Origin of the sequence: Endozoicomonas elysicola (assembly GCF_000710775.1) — a bacterium.
GTDB lineage: Bacteria > Pseudomonadota > Gammaproteobacteria > Pseudomonadales > Endozoicomonadaceae > Endozoicomonas > Endozoicomonas elysicola.
Genome location: NZ_JOJP01000001.1, coordinates 2,471,694 through 2,494,187, shown reverse-complemented (window position 1 = coordinate 2,494,187; position 22,494 = coordinate 2,471,694). Strand labels below are relative to the sequence as shown.

The 22,494-nt window shown below is 51.7% G+C and carries 23 protein-coding genes; 1 reads left to right on the top strand and 22 read right to left on the bottom strand.

Translation table 11 applies throughout. The annotated features are described in order from the left end of the window. Nucleotides 1-216 precede the first annotated feature (216 nt). Nucleotides 217-651 carry a thermonuclease family protein gene (locus tag GV64_RS10665; protein WP_026258289.1) on the top strand — a complete coding sequence of 145 codons (435 nt, stop codon included), beginning with the start codon at nucleotides 217-219 and terminating at the stop codon, nucleotides 649-651. Between the two features lie 260 nt (nucleotides 652-911). On the opposite strand, the gene GV64_RS26260 is transcribed toward GV64_RS10665, so the two are convergent. From GV64_RS26260 to GV64_RS10555, 22 genes are all read right to left on the bottom strand, one after another. After that, entirely contained in the window at nucleotides 912-1,082 is a 171-nt protein-coding gene (locus tag GV64_RS26260; RefSeq protein ID WP_020582809.1) for a transposase, read from the bottom strand. Between the two features lie 79 nt (nucleotides 1,083-1,161). Then, nucleotides 1,162-1,545, bottom strand: a complete 384-nt coding sequence (locus GV64_RS10655; protein ID WP_020582808.1) for a DUF6559 family protein — start codon at nucleotides 1,543-1,545, stop codon at nucleotides 1,162-1,164. Between the two features lie 821 nt (nucleotides 1,546-2,366). Next, nucleotides 2,367-3,317, bottom strand: coding sequence for a GNAT family N-acetyltransferase (locus GV64_RS10650; protein WP_081622134.1), 951 nt, complete (start codon nucleotides 3,315-3,317; stop codon nucleotides 2,367-2,369). Then, nucleotides 3,314-3,832, bottom strand: a complete 519-nt coding sequence (locus GV64_RS10645; RefSeq protein WP_152554014.1) for a hypothetical protein — start codon at nucleotides 3,830-3,832, stop codon at nucleotides 3,314-3,316. Before GV64_RS10645 ends, GV64_RS10650 begins: the two co-directional genes overlap by 4 nt. Before the next feature lie 139 nt (nucleotides 3,833-3,971). Then, complete coding sequence (locus GV64_RS10640; RefSeq protein ID WP_020582805.1) at nucleotides 3,972-4,523, bottom strand: metallophosphoesterase family protein; 552 nt, start codon at nucleotides 4,521-4,523, stop codon at nucleotides 3,972-3,974. Nucleotides 4,524-4,532: 9 nt separating this feature from the next. After that, a complete protein-coding gene (locus GV64_RS10635; protein WP_020582804.1) occupies nucleotides 4,533-4,763 on the bottom strand; it encodes a hypothetical protein in 231 nt (76 codons plus the stop codon). Between the two features lie 220 nt (nucleotides 4,764-4,983). Further along, nucleotides 4,984-6,381 (bottom strand): hypothetical protein, encoded by a 1,398-nt coding sequence (locus GV64_RS25620; RefSeq protein ID WP_020582803.1) that lies wholly within the window; start codon nucleotides 6,379-6,381, stop codon nucleotides 4,984-4,986. Nucleotides 6,382-6,679: 298 nt separating this feature from the next. After that, on the bottom strand, nucleotides 6,680-7,261 hold the full coding sequence (locus GV64_RS24695; protein WP_152554013.1) for a hypothetical protein: 582 nt from the start codon (nucleotides 7,259-7,261) through the stop codon (nucleotides 6,680-6,682). Between the two features lie 832 nt (nucleotides 7,262-8,093). Beyond that, a complete protein-coding gene (locus tag GV64_RS10620; protein ID WP_020582801.1) occupies nucleotides 8,094-8,465 on the bottom strand; it encodes a hypothetical protein in 372 nt (123 codons plus the stop codon). 183 nt (nucleotides 8,466-8,648) lie between these two features. After that, nucleotides 8,649-9,470, bottom strand: coding sequence for a hypothetical protein (locus tag GV64_RS10615; RefSeq protein ID WP_152554012.1), 822 nt, complete (start codon nucleotides 9,468-9,470; stop codon nucleotides 8,649-8,651). An 83-nt stretch (nucleotides 9,471-9,553) separates the two neighbouring features. Beyond that, complete coding sequence (locus tag GV64_RS26120; RefSeq protein WP_051087815.1) at nucleotides 9,554-10,660, bottom strand: hypothetical protein; 1,107 nt, start codon at nucleotides 10,658-10,660, stop codon at nucleotides 9,554-9,556. A gap of 11 nt (nucleotides 10,661-10,671) precedes the next feature. Next, nucleotides 10,672-12,111 (bottom strand): hypothetical protein, encoded by a 1,440-nt coding sequence (locus GV64_RS10605; RefSeq protein ID WP_034844201.1) that lies wholly within the window; start codon nucleotides 12,109-12,111, stop codon nucleotides 10,672-10,674. 236 nt (nucleotides 12,112-12,347) lie between these two features. Further along, nucleotides 12,348-12,806 (bottom strand): hypothetical protein, encoded by a 459-nt coding sequence (locus GV64_RS10600; protein ID WP_020582798.1) that lies wholly within the window; start codon nucleotides 12,804-12,806, stop codon nucleotides 12,348-12,350. Nucleotides 12,807-12,885: 79 nt separating this feature from the next. After that, on the bottom strand, nucleotides 12,886-13,740 hold the full coding sequence (locus GV64_RS10595) for a hypothetical protein (RefSeq protein ID WP_152554011.1): 855 nt from the start codon (nucleotides 13,738-13,740) through the stop codon (nucleotides 12,886-12,888). A 186-nt stretch (nucleotides 13,741-13,926) separates the two neighbouring features. Continuing rightward, complete coding sequence (locus GV64_RS10590) at nucleotides 13,927-14,388, bottom strand: NucA/NucB deoxyribonuclease domain-containing protein (RefSeq protein WP_020582796.1); 462 nt, start codon at nucleotides 14,386-14,388, stop codon at nucleotides 13,927-13,929. Nucleotides 14,389-14,466: 78 nt separating this feature from the next. Further along, complete coding sequence (locus GV64_RS10585) at nucleotides 14,467-14,838, bottom strand: eCIS core domain-containing protein (protein ID WP_020582795.1); 372 nt, start codon at nucleotides 14,836-14,838, stop codon at nucleotides 14,467-14,469. 28 nt (nucleotides 14,839-14,866) lie between these two features. Beyond that, entirely contained in the window at nucleotides 14,867-15,388 is a 522-nt protein-coding gene (locus tag GV64_RS10580; RefSeq protein ID WP_020582794.1) for a hypothetical protein, read from the bottom strand. Nucleotides 15,389-15,508: 120 nt separating this feature from the next. Further along, nucleotides 15,509-16,465 carry a DUF4255 domain-containing protein gene (locus GV64_RS10575; protein WP_020582793.1) on the bottom strand — a complete coding sequence of 319 codons (957 nt, stop codon included), beginning with the start codon at nucleotides 16,463-16,465 and terminating at the stop codon, nucleotides 15,509-15,511. Then, nucleotides 16,462-18,507: an ATP-binding protein gene (locus GV64_RS23750; protein ID WP_020582792.1), complete on the bottom strand. Its 2,046-nt coding sequence runs from the start codon at nucleotides 18,505-18,507 to the stop codon at nucleotides 16,462-16,464. The genes GV64_RS10575 and GV64_RS23750 overlap by 4 nt, the downstream gene beginning before the upstream one ends. Further along, nucleotides 18,507-18,920 carry a glycoside hydrolase family protein gene (locus GV64_RS10565; RefSeq protein WP_020582791.1) on the bottom strand — a complete coding sequence of 138 codons (414 nt, stop codon included), beginning with the start codon at nucleotides 18,918-18,920 and terminating at the stop codon, nucleotides 18,507-18,509. The genes GV64_RS23750 and GV64_RS10565 overlap by 1 nt, the downstream gene beginning before the upstream one ends. An 82-nt stretch (nucleotides 18,921-19,002) precedes the next feature. Further along, complete coding sequence (locus GV64_RS10560) at nucleotides 19,003-21,945, bottom strand: contractile injection system tape measure protein (protein WP_020582790.1); 2,943 nt, start codon at nucleotides 21,943-21,945, stop codon at nucleotides 19,003-19,005. Nucleotides 21,946-21,948: 3 nt separating this feature from the next. Next, nucleotides 21,949-22,416 carry a hypothetical protein gene (locus tag GV64_RS10555; RefSeq protein ID WP_020582789.1) on the bottom strand — a complete coding sequence of 156 codons (468 nt, stop codon included), beginning with the start codon at nucleotides 22,414-22,416 and terminating at the stop codon, nucleotides 21,949-21,951. Between the last annotated feature and the right edge of the window lie 78 nt (nucleotides 22,417-22,494).

Sequence of the window (22,494 nt, the reverse complement as noted above, 5' to 3'; positions counted from 1 at the left end):
TCATTTTAAATACATGAAACAATGAAAGACCTGACCCCAACTTTTATCAGGAATCCGGCCATACATTTTATCATAATGCAGGATTCAAGCGCTGCCTTCGGTTTTCAAAAAACCGGCCCATCAGGTTTTAAAAATCTCACGTCAAACTCACCCAACTCTCTACAAGCAAAGCTATTCTATATAACAGCCAGATCGAACAAAAAGGCTGTTTTCACGATGTATCGTCAAGCCCTGCTTTCGTTTCTCATCCTCAGTAGTACGGTTTATTCAGCAGATAAAAAAAGTTACGGAACCATCATCGTCAAAGAGGTGACCCCGGTTTATGACGCTGATACCTTCAAAGTAAATATCGATGGATGGCCAGCCATTATTGGCGAGCGGATGCCCATTCGAGCATACGGCTTTGATGCCCCTGAGATTAAGGGCAAGTGTCAGAAGGAGAAGGATCTTGCACTGGTCGCCAAACAGCTGACAGTGGAAGCCCTGGATAATGTACATGTGATTGAACTCCGAGATATACGTCGGTGGAAGTATTTTAGGGTTATTGCTGATATCTATGTGGATGGAGTGAGCTTGACCGACATGCACCTACAGGCCGGGACAGCCAGACCTTATGCGGGTGAAAGCCGTCAGAGATGGTGTGAGCCTTGATTTTATAATTGTGGTATATGTGTTGTTTTGAAGTATTTCTCTTTTAATAAGTCAGTAGCCTGTGACTTTAAAAAAGGCCGAGGACAAATTTTTCACTTTGAATTAATAGACAATGAAAGGCTTGATCCTGTTTTCTCAGTTTTATATCTTTTTTATAAGCTCTTTCATTTTCTGCTCGAACTCTTCCTTAGAAAGAATATCTTATTCATATAAAAGTTTAACTTTCAATAGCTGATCAAATATCAACTCATCGTTATCTCTTACTGATGCTTTACTGTGTAAACACCAGCGAGCAACATGAAAGGATGTATATCCAAATATTCAGCTACATCTTTGATCATTTTATTGGGTTTATAGGTCAGCAGCACAGCAGTGACTTTAAAATTATTGGTGTATTGCCTGGTCTTTTTACCAGCCTTGTAAGCAAACATAAAGCCCCCCGTTTAAATTGGATGTTATTATCCACTAAAACGGAGGAAGTACATTTTCCCCAGCAGCAGCTTGTTAAGTTTAATATCTGCTATTTTGGCCATATACATTAGAAAGGGCGTCTGTGTTGTACCCACCACGCCAACCTTTAGGCTTTGCTAAACTCATTATGTCCTTCGTTGTGTATGAATACCCCGCAAAGAACCATTGTGATATTTCTTTCCTTAATACCTCCAAGAAGCTCTGATCAATTTGATAGCGCTTCAAAGTATTTTCAGATTCATTTTCCCTAAACAGAGCAATTGCATAAGGAATATATTTCTCTGATAAGCCACAACTCTTCGTTGTTGCTTCTAGCTGAAACACAGTGTATTCCGGCAATGCTCCGTATCTTTTTGAAAGTTCTGGTGACATCATATAAATATACTTTTTTATCGCTCGCTTTTTTAGATATTTATTTAACACATCCAAGTCTCTATATTAATTTAATGCCAATTTCAGCTGCGCCTCCGACGGCGGCTTCAGGTGGAGGGGCGCAGCCCCGAAACGAACTAAAAATTCTTGTTAAGTCCCTATTTTCAGGTTGCACCATAACCACACCCACAAGCTCCACATTCGCATATAATCCAATTACAAGATACACACTCTGTATCAATAATATTATTTAAAGGTTTTTTAAAGTTATAACAATGTGTAGAACGTGCTCTTTTATTAGAACCAAACTTTAAACCTTTTTAGTCTAGACTTAATCTTTCAATTTTTTATGATTTTCTTCAACTTTTTTATAAAAGAAAACGGCGCAATATTACTTAAATTTTTAAGCTGTTTGCATTATCTCAATATCAATGGAGTAGGCAGATAGAAACAGAAACTTCGATCTCCAGAGCTTTGAGTTCTACATTTATTTGTCTCGACTGAAACCCACTCTACCGCCCATCCAGACATTTTCAGGAGTAGTCTGACAACATTCTTTTGCACAACTAATAGTGTGTAATTTCATAGGCCTAAAATAGTATCATTAAACAACATATCCTTACATTTCTTAGGTTTTTTTGGGGATGATATACTGCCATAAGGATTGGGGCTGTAGGGATAAGGGGTATGTGAAAAGGAAAAAGAGAAGAGGGGAATGGGAATGGGAATGGGGAAAGTGAAGTGTTTTTTTAAAGATACGTCCCGAAATAACCTCCTTTTTTATCACAGAGACTCAGAGAACATGGAGATAAGAATCAACGCTTTTTTCTCTGTGCTCTCTGAGTCTCTGTGGTGAACAAAACAACGGCAATTCAAAACCCCACATCCAGCCAACCCTGCATACGCGCTTGCGTATCCAACTGATCACTGCCCTGCTCCAGGTCACAACCATAAAACAACACAGCCTCATCGCCCGAATGACCACGGCCATTCAACTGCTCAAAACCAGCCTGATGCAGAGCCCGTCGAGTTGAAACGTTCTTTTCCGACACTGCAGTGCAAAGGTTACCCACACTCAGGTTACTCATTTGCCGCAGAGCCAGCAGCGTGGCTTCTGTGGCCAGCGCTGACTGTGGGTTGTTATACCCCAACCAGATGTAGAAGTAGGCCACCTCATTGATACGACTAAGACCACACAGCCCCATCAAACCGAAGTCATGGTGTACGACAGCCAGATCGTAGCTGGCGCTCTGCTGCCATTTAGACCACCAGCTCTCTCCCTTAACATCAGCTTGAACCATTGGCAGGTTGGCCCACCGGGCAAAAGCTGAGCTTTCCATCAGGCCAGGCAGTGCTGGCAGATGACGTTCCTGCAATGGCTCCAGGCTCATGTGCTTACTGCTGGCATTACCCGGCGTAAACCATGAACACTGCTTCCAGTACTGTTCAATAGCGGCCAACTCCGCCATTCGCTGTTCTATCCGCTGTTTATCAGGTGAGCCACCAGCTGCGGCATCACCCGCCAACAGGTGTCGTGCACGGGTCAGTTGTGTCATGGCCCGTTCCGGCTGGCCGGTTGCCAGATCACACAGGGCCAGGTTGTACCGTGCGGCCAGCCGTTCACCGTAATGGCGGATACCGGTGTGATAACAGCTCCGTGCCAACGCCCAGAACCCCGACTGCACTGCCTGGTTACCCAGGGTAAAACTGCAGCCGGGATAATGAGCGTCAGCCATGGGCTGTATTGCCGTGGTCGTCTCCTGACCGAAGCGGAACAGCGGTAACTCCCCTAGTAACGTAGTGTCCGACAGAGGCAGGCTCATCTCAGCAGTAACCGGTTTTTATCCCGACTGGACTGGGTGGTGCCAAAGAAAAACTGCATGGAACCGATCCAGGCGGTGGAGAGCGAACCGAGCATCACCTGCAACACCACTTCATTGCCGGGGTCGGCCTGACCGGTGATCAGTGCCGCCAGCACCCCAAAGAAACCCAGGGTCAGCAGTACGGACAAAACGCCGGGCATCATGTCCCGCAGCTCCCGGTGGCGGGCACGGGCATCGGCCTTGTCGTCGTTGATCAGGCTTTGTTCCTGGATGCCCAGTTCACGAAGTTGAACCCGTACGTCTTTCTCCAGATTCTTCAGCTTGTTCAGGTCCGTCACCCGGGCGGCACTGAGTGTTGAGGCAACGTCGTCTTCTGTGGCCTGGGGGTCGTCCAGCAGGGTTTCGGCCAGCATGCTGACCGCCACTCCGGCCAGCGGACCACCCAGCATACCGGCCAGGGTGGGTGCCACACTGCCCACCAGCTCTTTCCATTGTGAGCCACTGGATTTATCCATGGTGTGTTCCTCTCTCATCCCTGAGGGCTCGGGCAGCGTTCCCTGTTGCCCGGAGAATGACCAGAGCGCGCTGGCCTCTGGCGAGTATGGGACAAACGCCCGAATCTCATCGTCTACCGGTGGCCCGAGGGTGACCGGTTTATTTAGCTGTGCTTCCATCGTTCAGCTGCCATGAAAGATGACTGAGCAACTGGCTTTCGGCTTCGCACAGGCAGCCATACACCACTTCATAGCGGTCATGCCAGCGACGCTCCCAGTTGCGTTTATCGATACCCGCAAAGTGATATCGCTGTGCTGCCTTGAGTGGCTGGCGCCCCTGCCCCTTGCAGTCCGTACAGGTGATACCACGTCGGGTGACGCCCCGCCCACGGCAGCTTTTGCACAACTGCGCCGAGAGCATTTCGTACACCGCCAGTTTTGCCAGCTGCGGTAACAGGGTTTTATGGGCGCGCCACCGGTGCTGCCGTGCCTGTTTCTGAACCACAGCCTGCATCTGTCGTAAAAGATTCTGACAACTGTCTTCGTCTTCACAGTATTTGGCCCTGCCCAGCTCAATGGCCAGGGGTGACAACTGCCCCATGCTCAGGGCGGCAGCCACATCCTGCCACTGCCAGCAGTTATGGCTGGCGGATTGCCTGGTTAAGGATGGGCTTTTGAGGTTCAGCAACAGCAGGAATTGTGCCGGATGCATAGCCTCTCCTCAGGATGGGTGAGTCAGGCGGTCATTCCGACGAACCCGGTGTCGTGCATAGGGCTGGTAGATGCCTTCCCATGTCACGATACCGGCAGATTTCTGGATAATGTTCAGCGCCTGCAGGGTTTTCGGCGCCCGTTCCAATCGACGCCAGGAGGCGACGGTGCGCACCGGCACCTGCAGCAGTTCGGCGACCTGCTGGTCACTGTGTTTCTGGATATAAACTGATAGTTCCATGATCTCTTCCCTTGTTACCCAAACCCTTTTTTATCGAGGTCAACAAGGGGGAACAACGCTATTTGGCGTTAACAGCCCGGGTGAACTTTGCTGGGCTTTTTACGGACACTTTGGGGGGTATTTTTTTAACCGCAGAGATCACAAAACACACTAAGAAAAGCTTTTCTTACCTTTGTGCACTTTGTGATCTCTGTGGTTAATATTTCTTTTCTCAAGATCTTTATGACAGCGCATCGGCCTTGCCGGACCAGAAGTCCTTATGGGTTTTATCACCCAGCCAGGAGACGGAGAGCGCCGATCCATTGATGGCGACCCCACCATTACCGGCAGTTTTGACCAGCGATGGTTTCAGGCTGCTGGCCGATGTGTTCCGTCGTGGCAGCGCTTCACTTTTCAGGATACTGCCCGCCAGTCCGAAGTAGCCATTACTGTACCCCCTGAGGCCACTCCAGATCTCCCCGGCACGGGCATGCCCCAGAGCCTGTCGGAGTTGCCGTGCGGCTGCCGAGTTGGGCTGAAACCGCTCCCGGGCAGCGGCTTTGTCAGGCACCGACAGCTCGTCGGTGTCGCTGTCTTCCAGGCTGTTTTTGTTATCCAGCAGTTTGGGGAAGTCTTCTTTGCCCAGCCCAGCCTGCTGCATCAGGTTGCTGAGTGGCGTCAATGCACTGGCTGGCAGTTCCTGACTCCAGTCAATGGTGCCTTGAGCCAGCATCTCTCCAGTCGCTGCGGCGGCCACTTTCGCCGGTACGCCATACAGCCTGCTGGCGACAGAGGTGTCCATAGCGGCTGCGGCCTCCAGGCTGTTGACCCGCTCCCGCAGGGTTGAGGCATTGCCCACTATCTGTTGTTTGTCTTTACTGAGCTGCTCGAATTCGACCCGCTTTACCTTGCCCAAGGCGGTGAATGTCTGGTCAGCGTCATCGGTGCGGGTGACATTACCCTCGTTATCCAGGTATTTGCTGGAGATTTTCGGAGCGAAGCCTTTTTTCTCTGGGACAAATCCGTCGCTTGCATCAAACCGGTTAATCTTTTCCTCCTCTTTTTTATCTTCTTCTTTGTCCTTGTCTTTGTCCTTATCCTTATCCTTATCCTTGTCCTTGTCCTTGTCCTTGTCCGTCTTCCCCAGGTTATCCGGTACCCCCCGCAATAGCACCTTCCCCTTGAACCGGAAATCTTTGAGCACAGCTCTCGCTTCCTCCAGCGTTCCCCCCAGGGGGCCGACCAGATGCCAGGTTTTGTTTTTATGGTCCAGCTTCAGGGCATAACCCCGAGGCATATTATTGCTGACAAAAGTGCTGTTTTGCTGTTGAGCAAACTTAAAAGCGTCGTTACCGGTCAGCTCTTTTTTACTGTAACTGTGTTTTGCGGGCACATAGATCTCAAACTTGGGCTTATCGCCCGAGTCCGCTGCCACACTGCGACGGGGTTTCGGTTTACGCACAGCCCGTTGTACGACAGCACTTCGGCTTTGTCCAAGCACCGAGTTCTGCGCCATCAACTGCAAAGCAGCCGGTGCAGGGGCTGTCATCTGAGGTGTGTTTCTGGGCTTTGGTTCTGCGACCACCGCAGGGGCGGCCTGCTCAAGCTTTGGAGCAATATCGCTGGCATATTCCGTCATGGGTTGCTGTCCTGTTGGCCATTTCAATATCAGGCTACCAATCAGCCATGAGGTCTCATGGCTAATTGAGCGTTTAGTGCGGGCTTTATACCAATTTAGTTTTCTAAACCCGTTATGAGCATGGTGAGCTGGACAAAAAGGCAATACCCATAGGGCATAAAGGCTAAGTGACGAGTCATAGCCATCGCTATGGCGAGGAACTTCAACACAGAATTTCTGTTCAGCTCGACAGCGCAATAGGAATTTAGAAAATACAGCGGGGATTATTCACACCTTTCCCGGTAGAGATATGAGTCATTTACCAGAAAGGTGAACCTTCTAAATCGACATCTTTGGATATATTTACAGGGCTGTAACTACTACCCGGAGCTGGCCGTAAAAAAGAAAGAATGAGATCCATGGTTATGATTTTTTCATCCCATAAAATATCGAAGATTTCTTTTGAGGCTTTATCTTCCAGCCGGCTTTTGTCAAACCCATTCTCATTCATTAACCGGTTTAACTCACGGTAGACTTGCATACTTGCGCTGCCACTCGTCATAAAGAGCGGCAAATCCTGATTGAAACGAGATTCAAACAATTTGTAATCATCACGTTGTTTCAGGCGGTGATGCTGATTGATTAATTCAACCGGTAAAACCGTGTTACTGGCTTCAGCTTTCCGCATTGCCTCTATTTTCTCAAGCAACTCCCGAGTTTCAGCTTTCCACCTTTCTCGTATAACCTCAAGCTGTTCTTCATCAAGGTTATCATCTTCAAATATATCTTCTTCAAAGTCTTCAATGTCCGTTACATTACTAAGCGTGTCTGTACTGCCGTAACCACCATCTAAAATCTCAGGGTCAAAAGCGGCAGGGGATATTTCCCTGAGGGCTTTCATGTCAACAGGGGTTCTCTCAAAACTGTTTGGACCAGAACTGTTCGTCAGGTCTTTCTCAATAACTGCGGTTTTATGATCCAGATGCTTATCAGCCCACTTTTCACTGGTGGCCGTCCGTATACTTCTCGTTACCGATGTGTTCTTTGAACACCCCTGAGTTGCATGGCACGCGTTCCGACCGGTTATGGAAATACCTGATAATCCGTTAGACGTTATGAATGTCTCTTGAAATCGGGGTGCTGTCCCAAAGGTTGACCTTTGGCTGACACGCGGCTTCTTTTCGCCCGTATCCGGTCGAACTGCGGTTTTGATCGTCCGACCAGCTCTCATTACCGGTGTATTCTCTGGACGACCCGACGTTTCATGAACAATGTCGGCGTTATGCTTTAAAAAAAGATGGCCACTGGAACTCGGGCTATCGGTAAGTCTGGACATAACGCTTTTACTCCATGGTTATAACAAGCCTGATGATTGTTTTTACGGCAGCCTGGATTCAAGGACTTTTCAAAAAAATCGGTTTCTTCAATGCTTTGTTTTATTTGACTTATCATTTCTTCCATTGAAATTTTTATAAATCGTACCACATCATTTATCGTCAAAAATTAAGACATTGGTGGTAAGGGCATGCACTGGAAGTTACTGTACGCTCATTCAATATGTACTGATTAGTTCATTAAATAATACAAAAGTTCCAATTATTTCATCATTCTCTGAATGTTTCTTAAGTAGATGTTGATGAAAATACAAAACCCCGACCAAGTATCCCGAATTCACGCCGCTATGCCCAGCGGGCATGGGGCGCAAACCGGAAGGCGGCTGGGCTTCAGCCTTATTAACGACCAATCACAATGTAACTGTTTGCCGCCATGGTAGCGGTGGTGGTCCAGGTAATATCACCGGCGGTGTTATTGATCTGTGCTCCGTGCACCAGGTTATTCGCGTCGTCATAAATCTGCACGATCAGCGCCTGGATGGCACCCAGACCATGGGTTACTGCAGTGATCGTACCGGTGGTGCCAGAAACTCCTTCCGAGTAGTTTTGATTAGCACTCACATCGTTCTGTAGGGTGGCGATATCACTCGCGTTAGCTTCAGCTTTTACAGCAATCTCGGACAGTTTCTGGTAACCGACCGAAGCACCGGTGATGTTGACAATATCCCGACCATTGAGGTTGACATCATTGACATATTCTATTTCTGCCATGGGGCTTCTCCCTGCTTATTTAACGACGCTCAGTGATCATCAAACATCTATTGATCACTGGTTTATCTGCACTCCTGTCGGAAACAGGGTTGCAAATTCGGATGATTTTTTTGAACCACAGAGATCATAAAGCACACTAAGAAAAAACTTTTCTTTCCTTTGTGGGCTTTATTATCTCTGTGGTTAACGAATCACCACATAACTACCCACCTCAACCGGCGCTGTGGTTGCCCAGTGGATATCGCCGTTGGTATTGACCAAATCCACACCGTGCATCAACCGGCCACTGCTATCATAAAACTGGGCAATGAGCCCAGGGTAAGCACCTTGAGCGTGAGTGGTTGCCAGAATGGTGGCGCCTTTACCGCTGATCTCCGCCACATAAGAAGACGACGGTTGACTGTCACCACCAGAGTGCAACTGTGTAATTTGCTGATCCACTGCAATCAGCTTGTCTTCTACCTTTTTCAGGGTATCGTAGGTCGAACTCACAGCGCCCCGAAGGGTGCTGACCGCATTGATTTCGGCCTGGCTGACAGCACTGTTTGCTGAAGCTTCATTGGCATCGACATCCTGCTGAATAGTGTCCATCGCTGTTTTTATTTTCTGCAGGTTGTCGTGGGAAGCCTGCACACCACCACGGATAGCATCGAGATTATCGGTATCAATCCGGGCCAGATCGGCCAGCTGGCCGGCATAACCGGCCATCGCATCGGCAATCTTGCTCAGGCTGTTGTAAGGTGTTTCAGCCCCCCGAATATTGGTGACATCTTTCTGCTGGATCAGATCCACGTCACCGGTAAAACGTCCTGCGGTGATGGCCGTGGTTTGCCCGTCGTGCGCGCTGGCCAGGTTCAGGTTTGCAGGCAATCGTTCAGGGTTCAGCGTGCCGGCATCCAGCGCACCGGCATCGGTAGCCAGTTGAATGAATGAGCGGAAGTCATCCTCGCTGGGCTTTTTTCCCGACCGAAAGGCCTGCTCTACCTGTACTTTATTGTTGGCCACAATATCACTCCTCTGGCGCATCAACCGTGGAGCAGTGCATCACTTGAGGCCTGGTATGAGTAAACGCTTTTTTGATTCATTATTTATACGCTGACCGGTGGCCCCCAGCAGATCAGGATAGCTCCGCCCTGACCTGGCTCGGTCTGTTCTGCCGGTGAAGCTGTGTCAGTATCCATACCCCCACTACCACCGCCGTATACCCGGTCGGTATACGTGCTGTTCTCACTGCCGGAAAGTCCCTCATTGCCGATTTGAAAAGCATTGCTATCGGTTGCGGGTTCTTCGATGGCAAGCACACCTGCGCCCTCTGTACCTTTACCAAAGGGACCTGTACCGCCGCCTATTCCACCACGCCCACCATGAGTTACATCGCTATTACCGCCACAGCTGCCACCGCCACCGCCAGCACCGTTGGTGCCGCTGCCTGAGATGGACCCGGTATTGACGCCGCCACCAGCTCCACCAACCGCACCAGAGCCGTCACTGCCCACACCATAACCGCCGGCTCCTCCTCCTCCGCAGGAATTGGAGCTACCAGAACCGTTCGGATCGGAATCGTGATAATCACCGCCTTTGCCGCCGATGCCGGTATAAGAGATCGTGTAGGTAGACCGTGCACCAAGATCGTTTATTACCGGAATGCCGCCAGCACCACCAAAAACATTGGGTGTATTGCTACCCACGCTGGCTCCACCCTGACCACCGCCTGCGGTGAGAAAACCGCTGATCACCGTATTACCACCGGCCTGTCCGGAGCCTGATGAGCCATACTTCAGCCCGCCAGTACCACCGGCGCCAATCGTCAGATTAACCACATCCCCCGGCGTCACCGGTAAATTCAGCAACGTTGCCAGCGCACCACCGCCACCGCCCGTGCCGCCATAGGCCGATGCACTGCCACTGCCTCCGGCACCAATAGCCACCATATGCAGGCGCCCTACATGAGCAGGCACAATAAAGTTCTGGTCAATAGACGTACTGGTGTTATTGGTATACAACACACCTCGTCCACCAAACACCAGCTCACCGCCATTCCAGTTAGCCAGTTCACTGCCAACGGTTGGGTAAAGCCAGACTTCATGTGGACCACTGGCCGTGCGAACCAACAGACGCTGAACCCTGCAGACTTTAGTATCCGACTCTGGTCGTAGATACAGGCTGCTGAGCGCCCCCTGATTGAGATAAATCATGCGGCCTCCGGTTACGGTGCTGGTGTGGTTTGATAAACGGCCAGCATTTCGCCATCGGCCAGACCATCAATGGCAACCTGCAGGCCTGCATCGTTATCCGCCAGAATAGCTTTGAAGAGATGACGGGCATCGAGGTTGGTAATATTCGCACCATTGCCATCAAACGACTTGGCCTTAACAGTGCCAGTGGCACGAGTGGACAGGTCAATATCATCCGGCAGGCTGGTATTGTTCAGGTCAGTCAGGCTGGCACCGTTGCCTTCAAATGACTTGGCTTTAATCGTACCTGTAGCACGGGCGGACAGATCAATATCATCCGGCAGACTGGTATTGTTCAAGTCAGTCAAGCTGGCACCACTACCTTCGAACGACTTAGCCTTAATCGTACCCGTGGCACGGGCGGACAGATCAATATCATCCGGCAGACTGGTATTGTTCAAGTCAGTCAAGCTGGCACCACTACCTTCGAACGACTTAGCCTTAATCGTACCCGTGGCACGGGCGGACAGATCAATATCATCCGGCAGGCTGGTATTGTTCAAGTCAGTCAGGCTGGCACCACTACCTTCGAACGACTTAGCCTTAATCGTACCCGTGGCACGGGCGGACAGATCAATATCATCCGGCAGGCTGGTATTGTTCAAGTCAGTCAGGCTGGCACCACTACCTTCGAACGACTTAGCCTTAATCGTACCCGTGGCACGGGCGGACAGATCAATATCATCCGGCAGGCTGGTATTGTTCAGGTCGGTCAGGCTGGTACCATTACCTTCGAACGACTTAGCTTTAATCGTACCTGTGGCGCGAGCGGACAGGTCAATATCATCCGGTAGGCTGGTATTGTTCAGGTCGGTCAGGCTGGCACCGCTTCCTTCAAATGACTTGGCTTTAATCGTACCTGTGGCACGAGCGGACAGGTCAATATCATCCGGCAGGCTGGTATTGCTCAAATCGGTAACCTGGGAGCCGCCGCCAACAAACTCTGTTGCTGTCAACGTGGAAGCCGCGCCGAGATCCATACTGCCACTGATTTTGCTGCCGGGAATATCCAGTACTTGTCCGGCAGATACCGTGCCAGACAACTCGGCAGCGCTCAGGTTGGTCAGGCTGCCACCGTTGCCTTCAAACGACGTGGCTTTAATAGTACCGGTGCCTCGACCAGAGAGATCGATATCATCCGGCAGACTGGTATTGCTCAGGTCGGTAACCTGGGAGCCATTGCCAACGAACTCTGTCGCTGTCAACGTGGAAGCCGCGCCGAGATCCATGCTGCCACTGATTTTACTGCCGGGAATCGCCAGCGTTTGCCCGGCGGTTACCGTGCCAGACAACTCGGAGGCATCAGTGGCCAGATCGACAAATGCAGCAAACTGATCGCCCGTCGGTTTTTTTCCCGGAGCAAGATAGCCTTTTATCAGGACTTTCTGATCGGAATCTTGGTTGTCAGGCATAGGGAATCCTTCCTGTTGGAATTAATTGGTGATTGAGGGAATTGAGGGCTAACGGCAGCAACCCATTGGATAGTTCGAACTTTATTTTTTCTCGTTCCCACACTCACAGTGGTGAACGAGGTAGGTGTTGTCACAAATGATGGTTTAAACACAAACAACGTAGGTCGGTAACCCGAAGGGGTGCCGACAATTACCCGATAAAAACGGCATTCGGTTGGTTTTATTGTCGGTAGGAATTATCGACCTACGACACCCCGTCCACCCAGCAGACGAACCGCCAGGTAATAAACAAGGCGGGGTTTGAAATCACCCAGCATGGTCAGAAACAGTTGATCGATGACTTGTTTCGACACCGGCACCGTATCCAGATACTGATAAAGGGCATCGTGAACCAGCGACGCATAATACGTGTAAGGCTTCATGGTGCGATGGTTGATATGCCCGTCGGGCGTACCAATGACCCACAAGTTCAGCAGGCTCCATTTCGGCGTACAGCCATCCCAGGCATAACCACTGTCGTTAGCCTTTACTGTGATCGTCCCGCTGGTTGAAATACTGAGCCACCGGGAATCAAAAGGTTCAGACAGAATCCAACCGGATTCCCAGTGGTAGTCTTCGGTTATTTTGAATTTATAAGGGTGGTTGCCGTTGCGTTGGATCTCGCGGGGGCTGGGCCAGTTGTTTGAAGGTGTCATAGTATTCTTTTTATGGTGTCTATTGCTTTCTTATCACGGTAGAGCCATACAAGAGGTATAATAAGAAGCCAAAATTACTTCAGCGCTCTAGACGAAAGTTTTCGCCGCCCACCGATATTCTTGGTTTATTTTGCAGAAGATAGTTACGCCAGTGTAGTTGGTTGGTTGTCCAGGTTGGTAAGTCTATAGAATAATCACTGTACTCAAATGACCTTGCGGCATTCACCTTACTCCCATTTTTCGCTTCGTATTTCATTTTTACTGTATTGGCAACATTATCATCCGTCACCTGATATTGCTGCGTATTAAATAAGTTCGTCAACCCTTCAAGTAATTCAGCATCCGTAGGTTGAGAGGGTGGGTGAGCATTCGCTGATCCAGCATTCAAATTATCCCAATTAGCCTGGGTTTGTAGATGAGCCCGCATGGCATCTAAACATTCATCGACCATCTCATACAAAACCAATTTACTTGCGTAATAACCAGTAGTTACTGACAGTTTACCGTGCTCATTCACCCGATTGGCTGCCAGCCCCATATCAATTTTATTTTCTTCAACGGAGTACGCTGTTTCCTGGTTATCTGGCCAGGCTGCTACATTATCACCCACATCACTGCCATTAAATCGATGGGCAATCTGATGACCACTTTGATACATTCCATTATTGTTTGTCCCAGTAATAAGGTTCGCAGCAATCATTTGATTTGGCCAGGCGGACCGCCCAATTGGATTGGTGGGTGTACCTGGTGGTGCTGGACGAGTTTTTGCACCGGTGCCATCAAAAGTAAAATTCACAGTATCATGCGTTACATTTCTTATTAGTTGTATTGGATCATTATTTGCTATTTCAGATCGAGACGTATTCAAAGAATTTATTATCATTTGAATATTTTTCCGTCTTTTCACATATAGTTTTTCCTGTTGTGCATACATATTTTAAACCTTCAATTTTACTGATGTTGAATAATGAATTTCGGAGTCATATTTAAACGCCCACGTCTTCAGGAAGGGAACCCATAAACTTTTGAATTCAGTTAAATAGTCATGCCAACGGACATCAACCCGATATCAAAAAAATAGCAATAAAAATGGCTTAAGATATTACTTATCCTTAGCTTATTAGAGTTGAATGGAAGCACCATTGTTTTGTACTGAGAAATCTATTTTCTCACCATCAGGCTGTTGTTTAAGAATCTGAGCTATTTTTGATCCTGCTCCTCTATTATCTGAAGGATCTATGTGCATAACGCTGGCACCTTTGCCACCCTCACTAAACATAGCCATCGGCCACTCATCCCTATCAGTTCCTTTGATCGTTTCAATATTGGCTAGGGATTGTTTCCTATTAGATGATGCGTTAGGTCTATTTATCGTAACCTGACTTGCATTTCCCTCATCAATAGACTCAGTGATATGCTTAACTGTCTGTGGGTAATCTGTCGAACTAATGTTTCCAAGTACTGTACCTCCGTTAACTTTTTTAAATTGCTTTAATTTTTCATTAAAACCAATTTTAATTTTATTAAGTTCAAAACTTCCAACTTTTACTCTTTTCCTTTGCTCTTCAATACATGCGTACATATCTCATCTCTTACATAGTAAGCATTAGCTGATTTATGTGAAATTTATTAGGCCTCGTTCCCATTGTGTAAACGCGCTCTATCCTCCCAAACTTTGAGCCCTCGCGCCCATCACATCCGCCTCTCGCTCCAACCCCGCATTATCATTCACCGCCTGCCCGGCAACAGAGGTCGTTGGCTTCACCCTTCCCTGCGCCTGCTGCACCACATGCCAGGCTTCATGGGCTACATGTTTTTCCTGCCCAGAGGCCACATGGATATCCGAGCCCTGGGTGTAGGCATGGGCATTGAGCTGCGCCGGTTTTGGGGAATTATAGTGCACCTTCACATGATCCATACTCATGCCGGACAGGGACTCGATCCCGCCCTTGACGTTATCCGGCAGGCCGGTGTTATTTTTCTTCTGAATCAATGGCGCCGTTTTTTTCTGGGCCAATTTCTGTTTTTCCATAAACACGGGGCTATCCTCCGGTGGACGTTTATCGCGAGAGCCATTTATTCTTATCGCGGCTGGACTGGGTAGTGCCAAAAAAATACTGCATGGATCCAACCCAGGCGGTGGAGAGGGAACCGAGCATCACCTGCATCAGCGCTTCGCTGCTGGAAACCACCTGACCGTTCACCATAATGGCGATAACACCGAAAAATCCCAGGGTCAGCAGCACTGCCAGAATATCAGGCATGGCATCTTTGCTGGCCAACTGACGGGCACGGGCATCAGCCCGGTCATCATTAAAAAGACGATGTTCACGTATGCCCAGTTCCTTGAGCTGAATACGCACATCCTTTTCCAGCAGTTTCAGTTTGTTCAGGTCTTCTACCCGGGCGGAACTCAGGGCCGTGGCGATATCATCCTTGCTGGCATGGGGGTCATCGAGCAGTTTTTCCGCCAGCAGGTTAACGGCCACACTGCCCAGAGGACCGCCCAGCATGCCCGCCACGGTTGGGGCGACGCTGGCAACAACGCCTTTCCAGTTTGCTGTTCCCGGTTTCATATCCATGTTCCTCGCCGCCTGCCGGGCGAGCCCACCAGGCTGCTTGATCGCACAATGTCGTCCATGACAATACGCTGTTGCTCAGAGACCGTATGAGAAGTCTGTACCGTTTCAGAAGGTCTCTTATCAGATCGTAGAAAAGTTAACCTCCTGTGTGATGAATTGCCCCTGACCATCCTGCTGGATTTCACAGTATCCCGACTGGATACCTACCCCAGTGCTCTGATTCATCAAACGCACCATATACTGTCCCGGATCCAGAGAGTTAAAAGCATATAGGCCAATAGAGTTCAGGGTTCGGTGTTCAATTCTCAGAGTGCTGGTCTGCACGGCCTGTACGGAAAAGTTGCGATAGTCCAGGCCATTCAGCGCCACCTGGCCGGTCAAGGCTTTCGGCTCACTGGTGGGCGGTGTTTCGTCCCGCATGAGTGTGTCGTAGTCCCGGATATGGCGATTGATATCGAGAATCAACGGCGTATCTTCCGGCTCATGTACCGGCACCGGCACCGTCACCTGAACGTTCAGCGCCGGGCGGGGTGCCGAACCCAGGGCACTCCAGAACTCGCCCTGACTTCTCCGGTCAACGTCACCCAGCATCTGCAGCATGCTAACGCCATAGCCGTAGTTCTGGGCCTTCATCAATTCTTCCGGCATCACTTCGTATTTACCCAGGCTCTGCACCAGCCGGGACAATAAATACTGCTCAACCAGCGCCCGCTCTTCCTGACTGCGGCTCCAGACCGAAATCATGTAGAACAGATCAATGTAGCGTGGCCGACGAACCACCACGCCGCGCCCGGTATCCTTGTCAACGCTGCGCATCTGGAAAGGCTCACTCTGGCGACGGGTGGTGTTCTCGGCAAAACTGGTGAGGTAGACGTTGACCACCGGATATTCTGGCAAACTGCTGATAAAGTCGGTGTCCGGCACATCAAAGCGGACCTCGATCTGGTCACCACCATTTTCCTGGCTCAGCGCATCACGGCGAATCAGTGCCTTGATTGCTTTCGATACGGCCTCAAACGGAGCCACATACACTTCGCTGGTCTGAGTCGTTTCAATCACTTCATCGTCATCACTCATAAGCTGGCTCCCTGCTCAGTGGCAGGCCGGCAAGACTGTCGGAGGTCATACCAGTCGGCCAACCGGGTGGAAATAAGAAAGCTATTGTCGTTTTTCTGGGACTCCCGGTAGATCGCCCTGGCCAGACGTTCCCGGTCGATACGTTCATTGCCGGTGCCAATCGCCTGTGAGGCACAATGCTGAACAATATTACGGATCTGTGCCCCGGACAGCTCAAGGTGTTTAGCCAGCCAGCCTTCGTCCAGATTGTCTGCTGTACTGACTTTATCCAGCCAGTGCTGCCAGATTTTCAGCCGGTCTTCACCGTTGGGCTGGGTAAACTCGACGCTGAAATGCATCCGTCGCATAAAGGCCGGATCAAGATTGCCCTTGAAGTTGGTGGCCAGCACCAGCAGCCCGTGGAAATGTTCCATGCGCTGCAACAGGTAACTGACACCGAGATTGGCATTCTTATCGTGACTGTTTTCCACCTGACTGCGACGGGAGAACACGGCATCGGCCTCGTCAAAGAACAACAGCCCGTTATGACGCTCTGCGTCGTCAAACAGTACCGCCAGATGCTTTTCGGTTTCGCCAATCCATTTGCTGGAAATAGAGGCCAGGTTGGCTTTATAGAGTGGCAGTTTCACCTCATCCGCTAGTGCCTCGGCCACCATGGTTTTGCCAGTGCCGGGCTTACCCCAGAACAGGGCCAGCAGCCCTTTGGTTGAACTGAGCTTACGCTCCTGAAGGGTATGGCGTTGTTGAAAGCGGCGGGTAATCTCCCGCAGATGTCGCTGGGTATCGTCATTGACGATCACATCATCCAGTTGATAGACAGGGTTTACCCGGCTGGCCAGGCCCGATAGTGTAGCCGGTGTCTGCTTCAGGCACGCCTGATAGACTTGCTGTGCCCGCAGCGGTTCACCGGCTTTCAGGACTCCCCGCAGATTCAACAGCACCTGCAGCATAATTCCGGGTTGCAGCTGGTAATGCTCTGCTACCGTCGTCCATAACCCGGGCGTTTCCAGCTCTGCACCCGGCAGATAGTACTGTGCCAGCGCCTGCCAGATGGCAGCACCGGTGGTAACATCCGGTCGCTCCTGTACCACAGTGACTGGTGCCAATACAGCCAGCGCATCTGGCCAGGGGCTGGTATCCTGCTCCAGCAGCCAGCAGCGATTACCGGGCATGGCCAGCCACTGAGCCAGCAACCGGCACAGATCGGCTTTGCTGTGCGACAGTTCCATGCCCTGAGGCCACACCAGTTCACCTCCGCTCAGGGCAACAAAGCGCAGGCAATCCACAAACACACTGCGGTAGTCACTGTGCTGCAACAGTCGCTCACTGTCCAGTTGCCACAGGGGACGCTCTCCCGCAATAGCACGAACCAGCGTACGACGACCACTGCCCGCCTCGCCCTGTAATTGAACCAGCTGTGCATTGGCCAACTCTGGGTGATCGGCCACAGCGGGACACTGATGGGCCGTTTCGGGCACACGGGTCAGACAACCGTGGCTGCTGTCCAATGCTTCACCTGAACCCGCCCCCATAAATTGCTGCAGGAGGTCGGTAGCCAGCCAGACCGGGGCTGTCATCAGGTAGTTATCTGACAGCTGCTCCCCTTCCGGTAGACGCAGCAGTCGCCATCTCACCAGTGGACTGTCATTCAGAAACTCGCTAACCCACTGTCGTTTTTGCTCAGGAAAGGCGCTGATCAGGTTCATCAACAGTTCCAGACAGGACACCGGCTGACTGCCCGGATGCAAGTCCGCATAAACAGCCTGGTAACGGGGATCTAGCTGTGGCAATGCACAGAGCCCCAGCAGAGCCAACTGCCACTGGCGAAGCCCGAAATGGGTCTGCAGATTCTGCATCAGCGGACTCTGTCCCAAGGCCGACAACACCTCGACCTTCAGGGTGGACCAGTCATCGACGGCCTTCTCATAACCATCGTCGTCCGGTGACTGCCGGGCAATGTGCCAGGCATCATCCACCAGACGGGCCAGAGCCGACATTTCGCTGAGCAGTCGGTGATCGGATTCCCTGTGCGCACTGCTCATCAGACACTCCCCATTGCCATCCGGCGAGCCAGTTCAATGGCACGTCCTTTCACCTGTTCGGCCCAACGGGAATCGAGCATCTCCTGTGCGGCCTGCTCAAAATCACCCTCTTCCATAGCCGCCAGCATCTTGCGGAACTTTGAGAAGCGGGGCATCCCCAGGTTAAACACCATATTGATCAGCGCGTCCTGCCGGGTCTGGTTCAGGCTGGCCACCCAGGGATAACAGCTCAGCAGTTCAGAGCGGGCCTGATCAATGTCGTTGCTGAGCAACAGCAATGCTTCTTCCCTTGAAATCCCATTGTCGTCCAGGTTGCGGCCAACGCCGATGGTCAGCTTGCCGACGGTGTCATGGTACGGTTCAAGTCGCATACCTTCGTGGCGGATCAAAGTATCCGTAAGTGATTCAGCCATGATTGAGTCCTTATTTTTATATTCTCACTCCCAGTACCGAGCCTGGGAGCATTTAAGAGGTATCTTTGTGGTTAAGAAATATTTATTGAAAGGGTTTCCACAACCCTGTGGGGCCGGTATGCCATTCCACTGCCAGCAGATGTTCCATCCACGGCAGATGGATGACAGACACCGGCCAGGGCACTGCCTGCATAAGAATGTCCTGGGGTTGGTGTTCGGTGGTCAGCCGCCAGCCGTTAGCGGTCTGATCCAGGTAGCCCGTACGCTGGATAAACAGTTGCTGCAGGCCACCGGTGGCCATCGCTTTCAGCGCCCGCCACTGTTTGATCACAGCACCAAGTAACAGGTCGCACGCTGCCTGCTGAGACTCGGTCAGGGTCGGCAGCTCGGGCATCGGGGTATCCGGTGACAAGCCAACCAACAGTGCTGCCACTGGGCTTCGGTCGTCTTCATCAGGCAGGGTATTGCCCAGATATAACAAGTGTGCCAGCGCCTGCCACTGGTGCTGCGGACTCAACCATTGCTGACTGTCATCCAGCAGCGATGAAAACAAACGACTAAGGTGTGGCCAGAGCAACACCAGTCCGGAGTCCGATACCAGGTAATCGTGTTCCAGCGGATAAACCCGTGCAGGTCGTAATGCCTGCTTCAAATCCTTCAGAAGTTGCTGCCCCTGCTCAATAAGGGTGTCTGGTATTTTTTCCGAGGACGTCACTGGCGAACGGCTTTCCGGTGCCGTTGGCAATGGCAGGGATTCAGCCATCTTGGCAATCTCAACCGGCGGTTGCCGGTTTAACACCGCTGCGGTCAGTTGTCGCCAGCGGCTCAGTTGCCCGGCCTTGGCGCCCATTTCCTGCTCCAGCTGTTTGCCTGTGGCTTTCAACACTTCCTGTAGACTCAGTGCGGTCAAGCTGGCGGGTTGCATCAATCGTTGCTCAATCACCTGTCGGCACGACACCGGTAGAGTCGGCGCTGCTGCCAGCCAGTGACGGGTAGCGGCTGCCAGCTGATCCACAGGGCTGCTTTTGCTGGCCTGGACCAGTTGCTTCAACGGTTCCAGCACACGTTGGCTGCGCGCCATTTTTAAACGACCCTCACCCATCTGCTGTTCCAGTATCAGCACCAGTGCCCCTGCGGACCAGCCGGGCAGTGTTTCCTGTGGCTCGGACCAGAGCTGCGCTCGCAGGGTAAACGACAGGTCAGGCGAAGCCGGGTCCAGCTGCCGGAGCCACTGCTGCCAGCGTTTGCGATAACGCCGTAGCCAACTGGCCATCTCGGTGTGTTGTTCTGCCGCAACCGAGGCCACCACAAACAACCGCTGTATCGCTCTGGACAACACCAACCGGTCTTCAGACTCAGCCAGAGTTTCAGTAAAAGGTTCCACCGCCGGCCACCAATCAGCATGCAGAGTATGAACCGGTGCACTGGCCCAGCTGGTAATAAACCGTTGCTGCAGGCGATGCCATTCAGGTTCAACGATTGTTGTCGTTTTTTCCGGGTCATGCTCGCGCTGGGCCTCTGTTCCTGTCTCTTCCCTGCCCTGCTTAACATCTTGCAGCAGTGCAGCCAGCCAGCGGTAGCGGGACAACGGTGACAACTGTTCATACTGCTGCCGCCACTGCCTGAGGCTGACTGCCAGCTGACAAGGCAGCTGCGGGTCGCGCAGCAGGGTATCAACCAGCCACTGGATACGTGCTTTGGAAACAGTGACGGGTGCGGAGACCAGCTCCGGTCTGGCGAATGTTTTGTCTGCCAGCGGGTCAGAATTTTCAGCCAGATTTTGACGGTGGGTGACGTCTGGACTATCAGACAGCGGTATTGCCTGCTGACGAGGCGTTGAAGCTGCCACTGTTTTTAAAGGCTGAGGCGTCTTCTGATCAACCCCGGCTGCACTGTCCTGATCGCGGGTCGATATCTGCGCAGAGTCTTCTGAAAGTTCACTGACTCTGACAGCCCCGGACTCCGCAGCGGACAGTGCATTGCCAGTATTCGGATGATGATCCTCCACCGCAGCCCCGTCCACACTGTCTTCCTGGCTCAGTACCGTAACCAGCTCACCGGTTTTGCCAGAATGGGATCTCAGGTAGCGGTGCAGAGCCTGCATTCTGCGCAGTCGCAAAACCGGTGCCAGCTGCACCTGACGCGCCAGCCAGAGTCCCAGCCGCCCGGCAACGGCCGGTGACAGTTGCCGTCGTACGACCAATGCCTTGAGCACCCCTTCCAGCGCGATGCAGGAAACCTCTGCCACAGGCTGGTTCGGCTCTGATGCCCGCAATGGTTTGTCCAGCACCTGAAGCAACAGCTGCTCATCGCTTGCACCCATCGCATCAGTGGATTCTGCACAGGCCTGCTGCAATGGTTTCAGGCACTCGCTGATCTCTGACAGTGCATGAGCAGTATCCGGCCCTGGGGATAGCCAGCACTCCAGATCAGTGACCAGTTTTGCCAGTGCTGTCCGCAGTTCCGCCGGCAACTGCGTGCCCCGACTGACGCTCGCCAGATCAGCACAGAGCGCTTTTATCTCGTTGACGGTGGTCGCTTGTTTCTTCGGGTTATGGTCAGCAACCGCAGAGCCTGCGGCGGGGAGTTGTTGACCGGCCAGCCGAAACAGGTTCTGCAGTTGCTGCCGGACACTGGCAATGGCCCGACTGCGCGGGTTCTGCCGGGAACGACCAGGTTCCGACTCAACAGCCGGTTTGGGGTATGACCGGGCGGCAGTCGCCGCTGCAGGTGCTGCTGCTCTGGCTGCCTGTTTCAGCAGTGCCAGCAACCTCTGCTGCAGTCGCTCCTGAAACAGGCCTTCAAGCCGGGACCCGTTGTGCAGGTCCAGCTCGCCCAGATCCAGGTTGAGGGTGCCAAGATGAAGCGTTTCCTCAACCTGAGGTAACAGCCGATCAGGGATGGCCGCCAGGCTGCTGCGCAGGGCCTGCTCAAAACGGCGACTGAACCGCTGCCGGTCATGATCGTCGGGCAGTGATAGATTCAATGCTGCCCGGTGAATTCGCACTGGGGAGTGAGACGGCATAATTTACATCGCCCGACGTATGCGTTTGATCTCATTCACGGCTTGAAGGTATGCCTGATAACGGGAGTCGGTATGACTAAGGACCCCCAGGTTAAGAAATGCTTCTTCACAGCCTTCAGACTGGCCATTGCACCACTCTTTAATCAGGCGATAGGTTTCCGTATCGTGCTCTTTCTCAGCAATTTCCTGGGCGTACTGCTGGGCAGACAGGCCACTGATGGAGTGCTGCCACTGGCCCTGATTTTCGGTGATCACCGTGGGCGAGTTGCCACTGTCCGGTACCCGCTGGTAGGGTTGGAATTTCAACTGGTCTTCGGGGCAGTTTGGACGCCATACCGGATGAACACCCATCGGTGGCTCCTGTACCTGAACCCAGAAGACCGTTGAGTTACCCAGCGCCTGAGGCGCTTCAAACACGCGCTCACTCATTACCAGCCCGTTACTGCGGGCGCACTTTATGTATTTAGCCATAGTCGTTTCTCTTGGAAGGGGTGAACCGGGAATGTGTCGAGCTTTGCCAACCGCAGGTCGGCAACCATCGGGCCGACC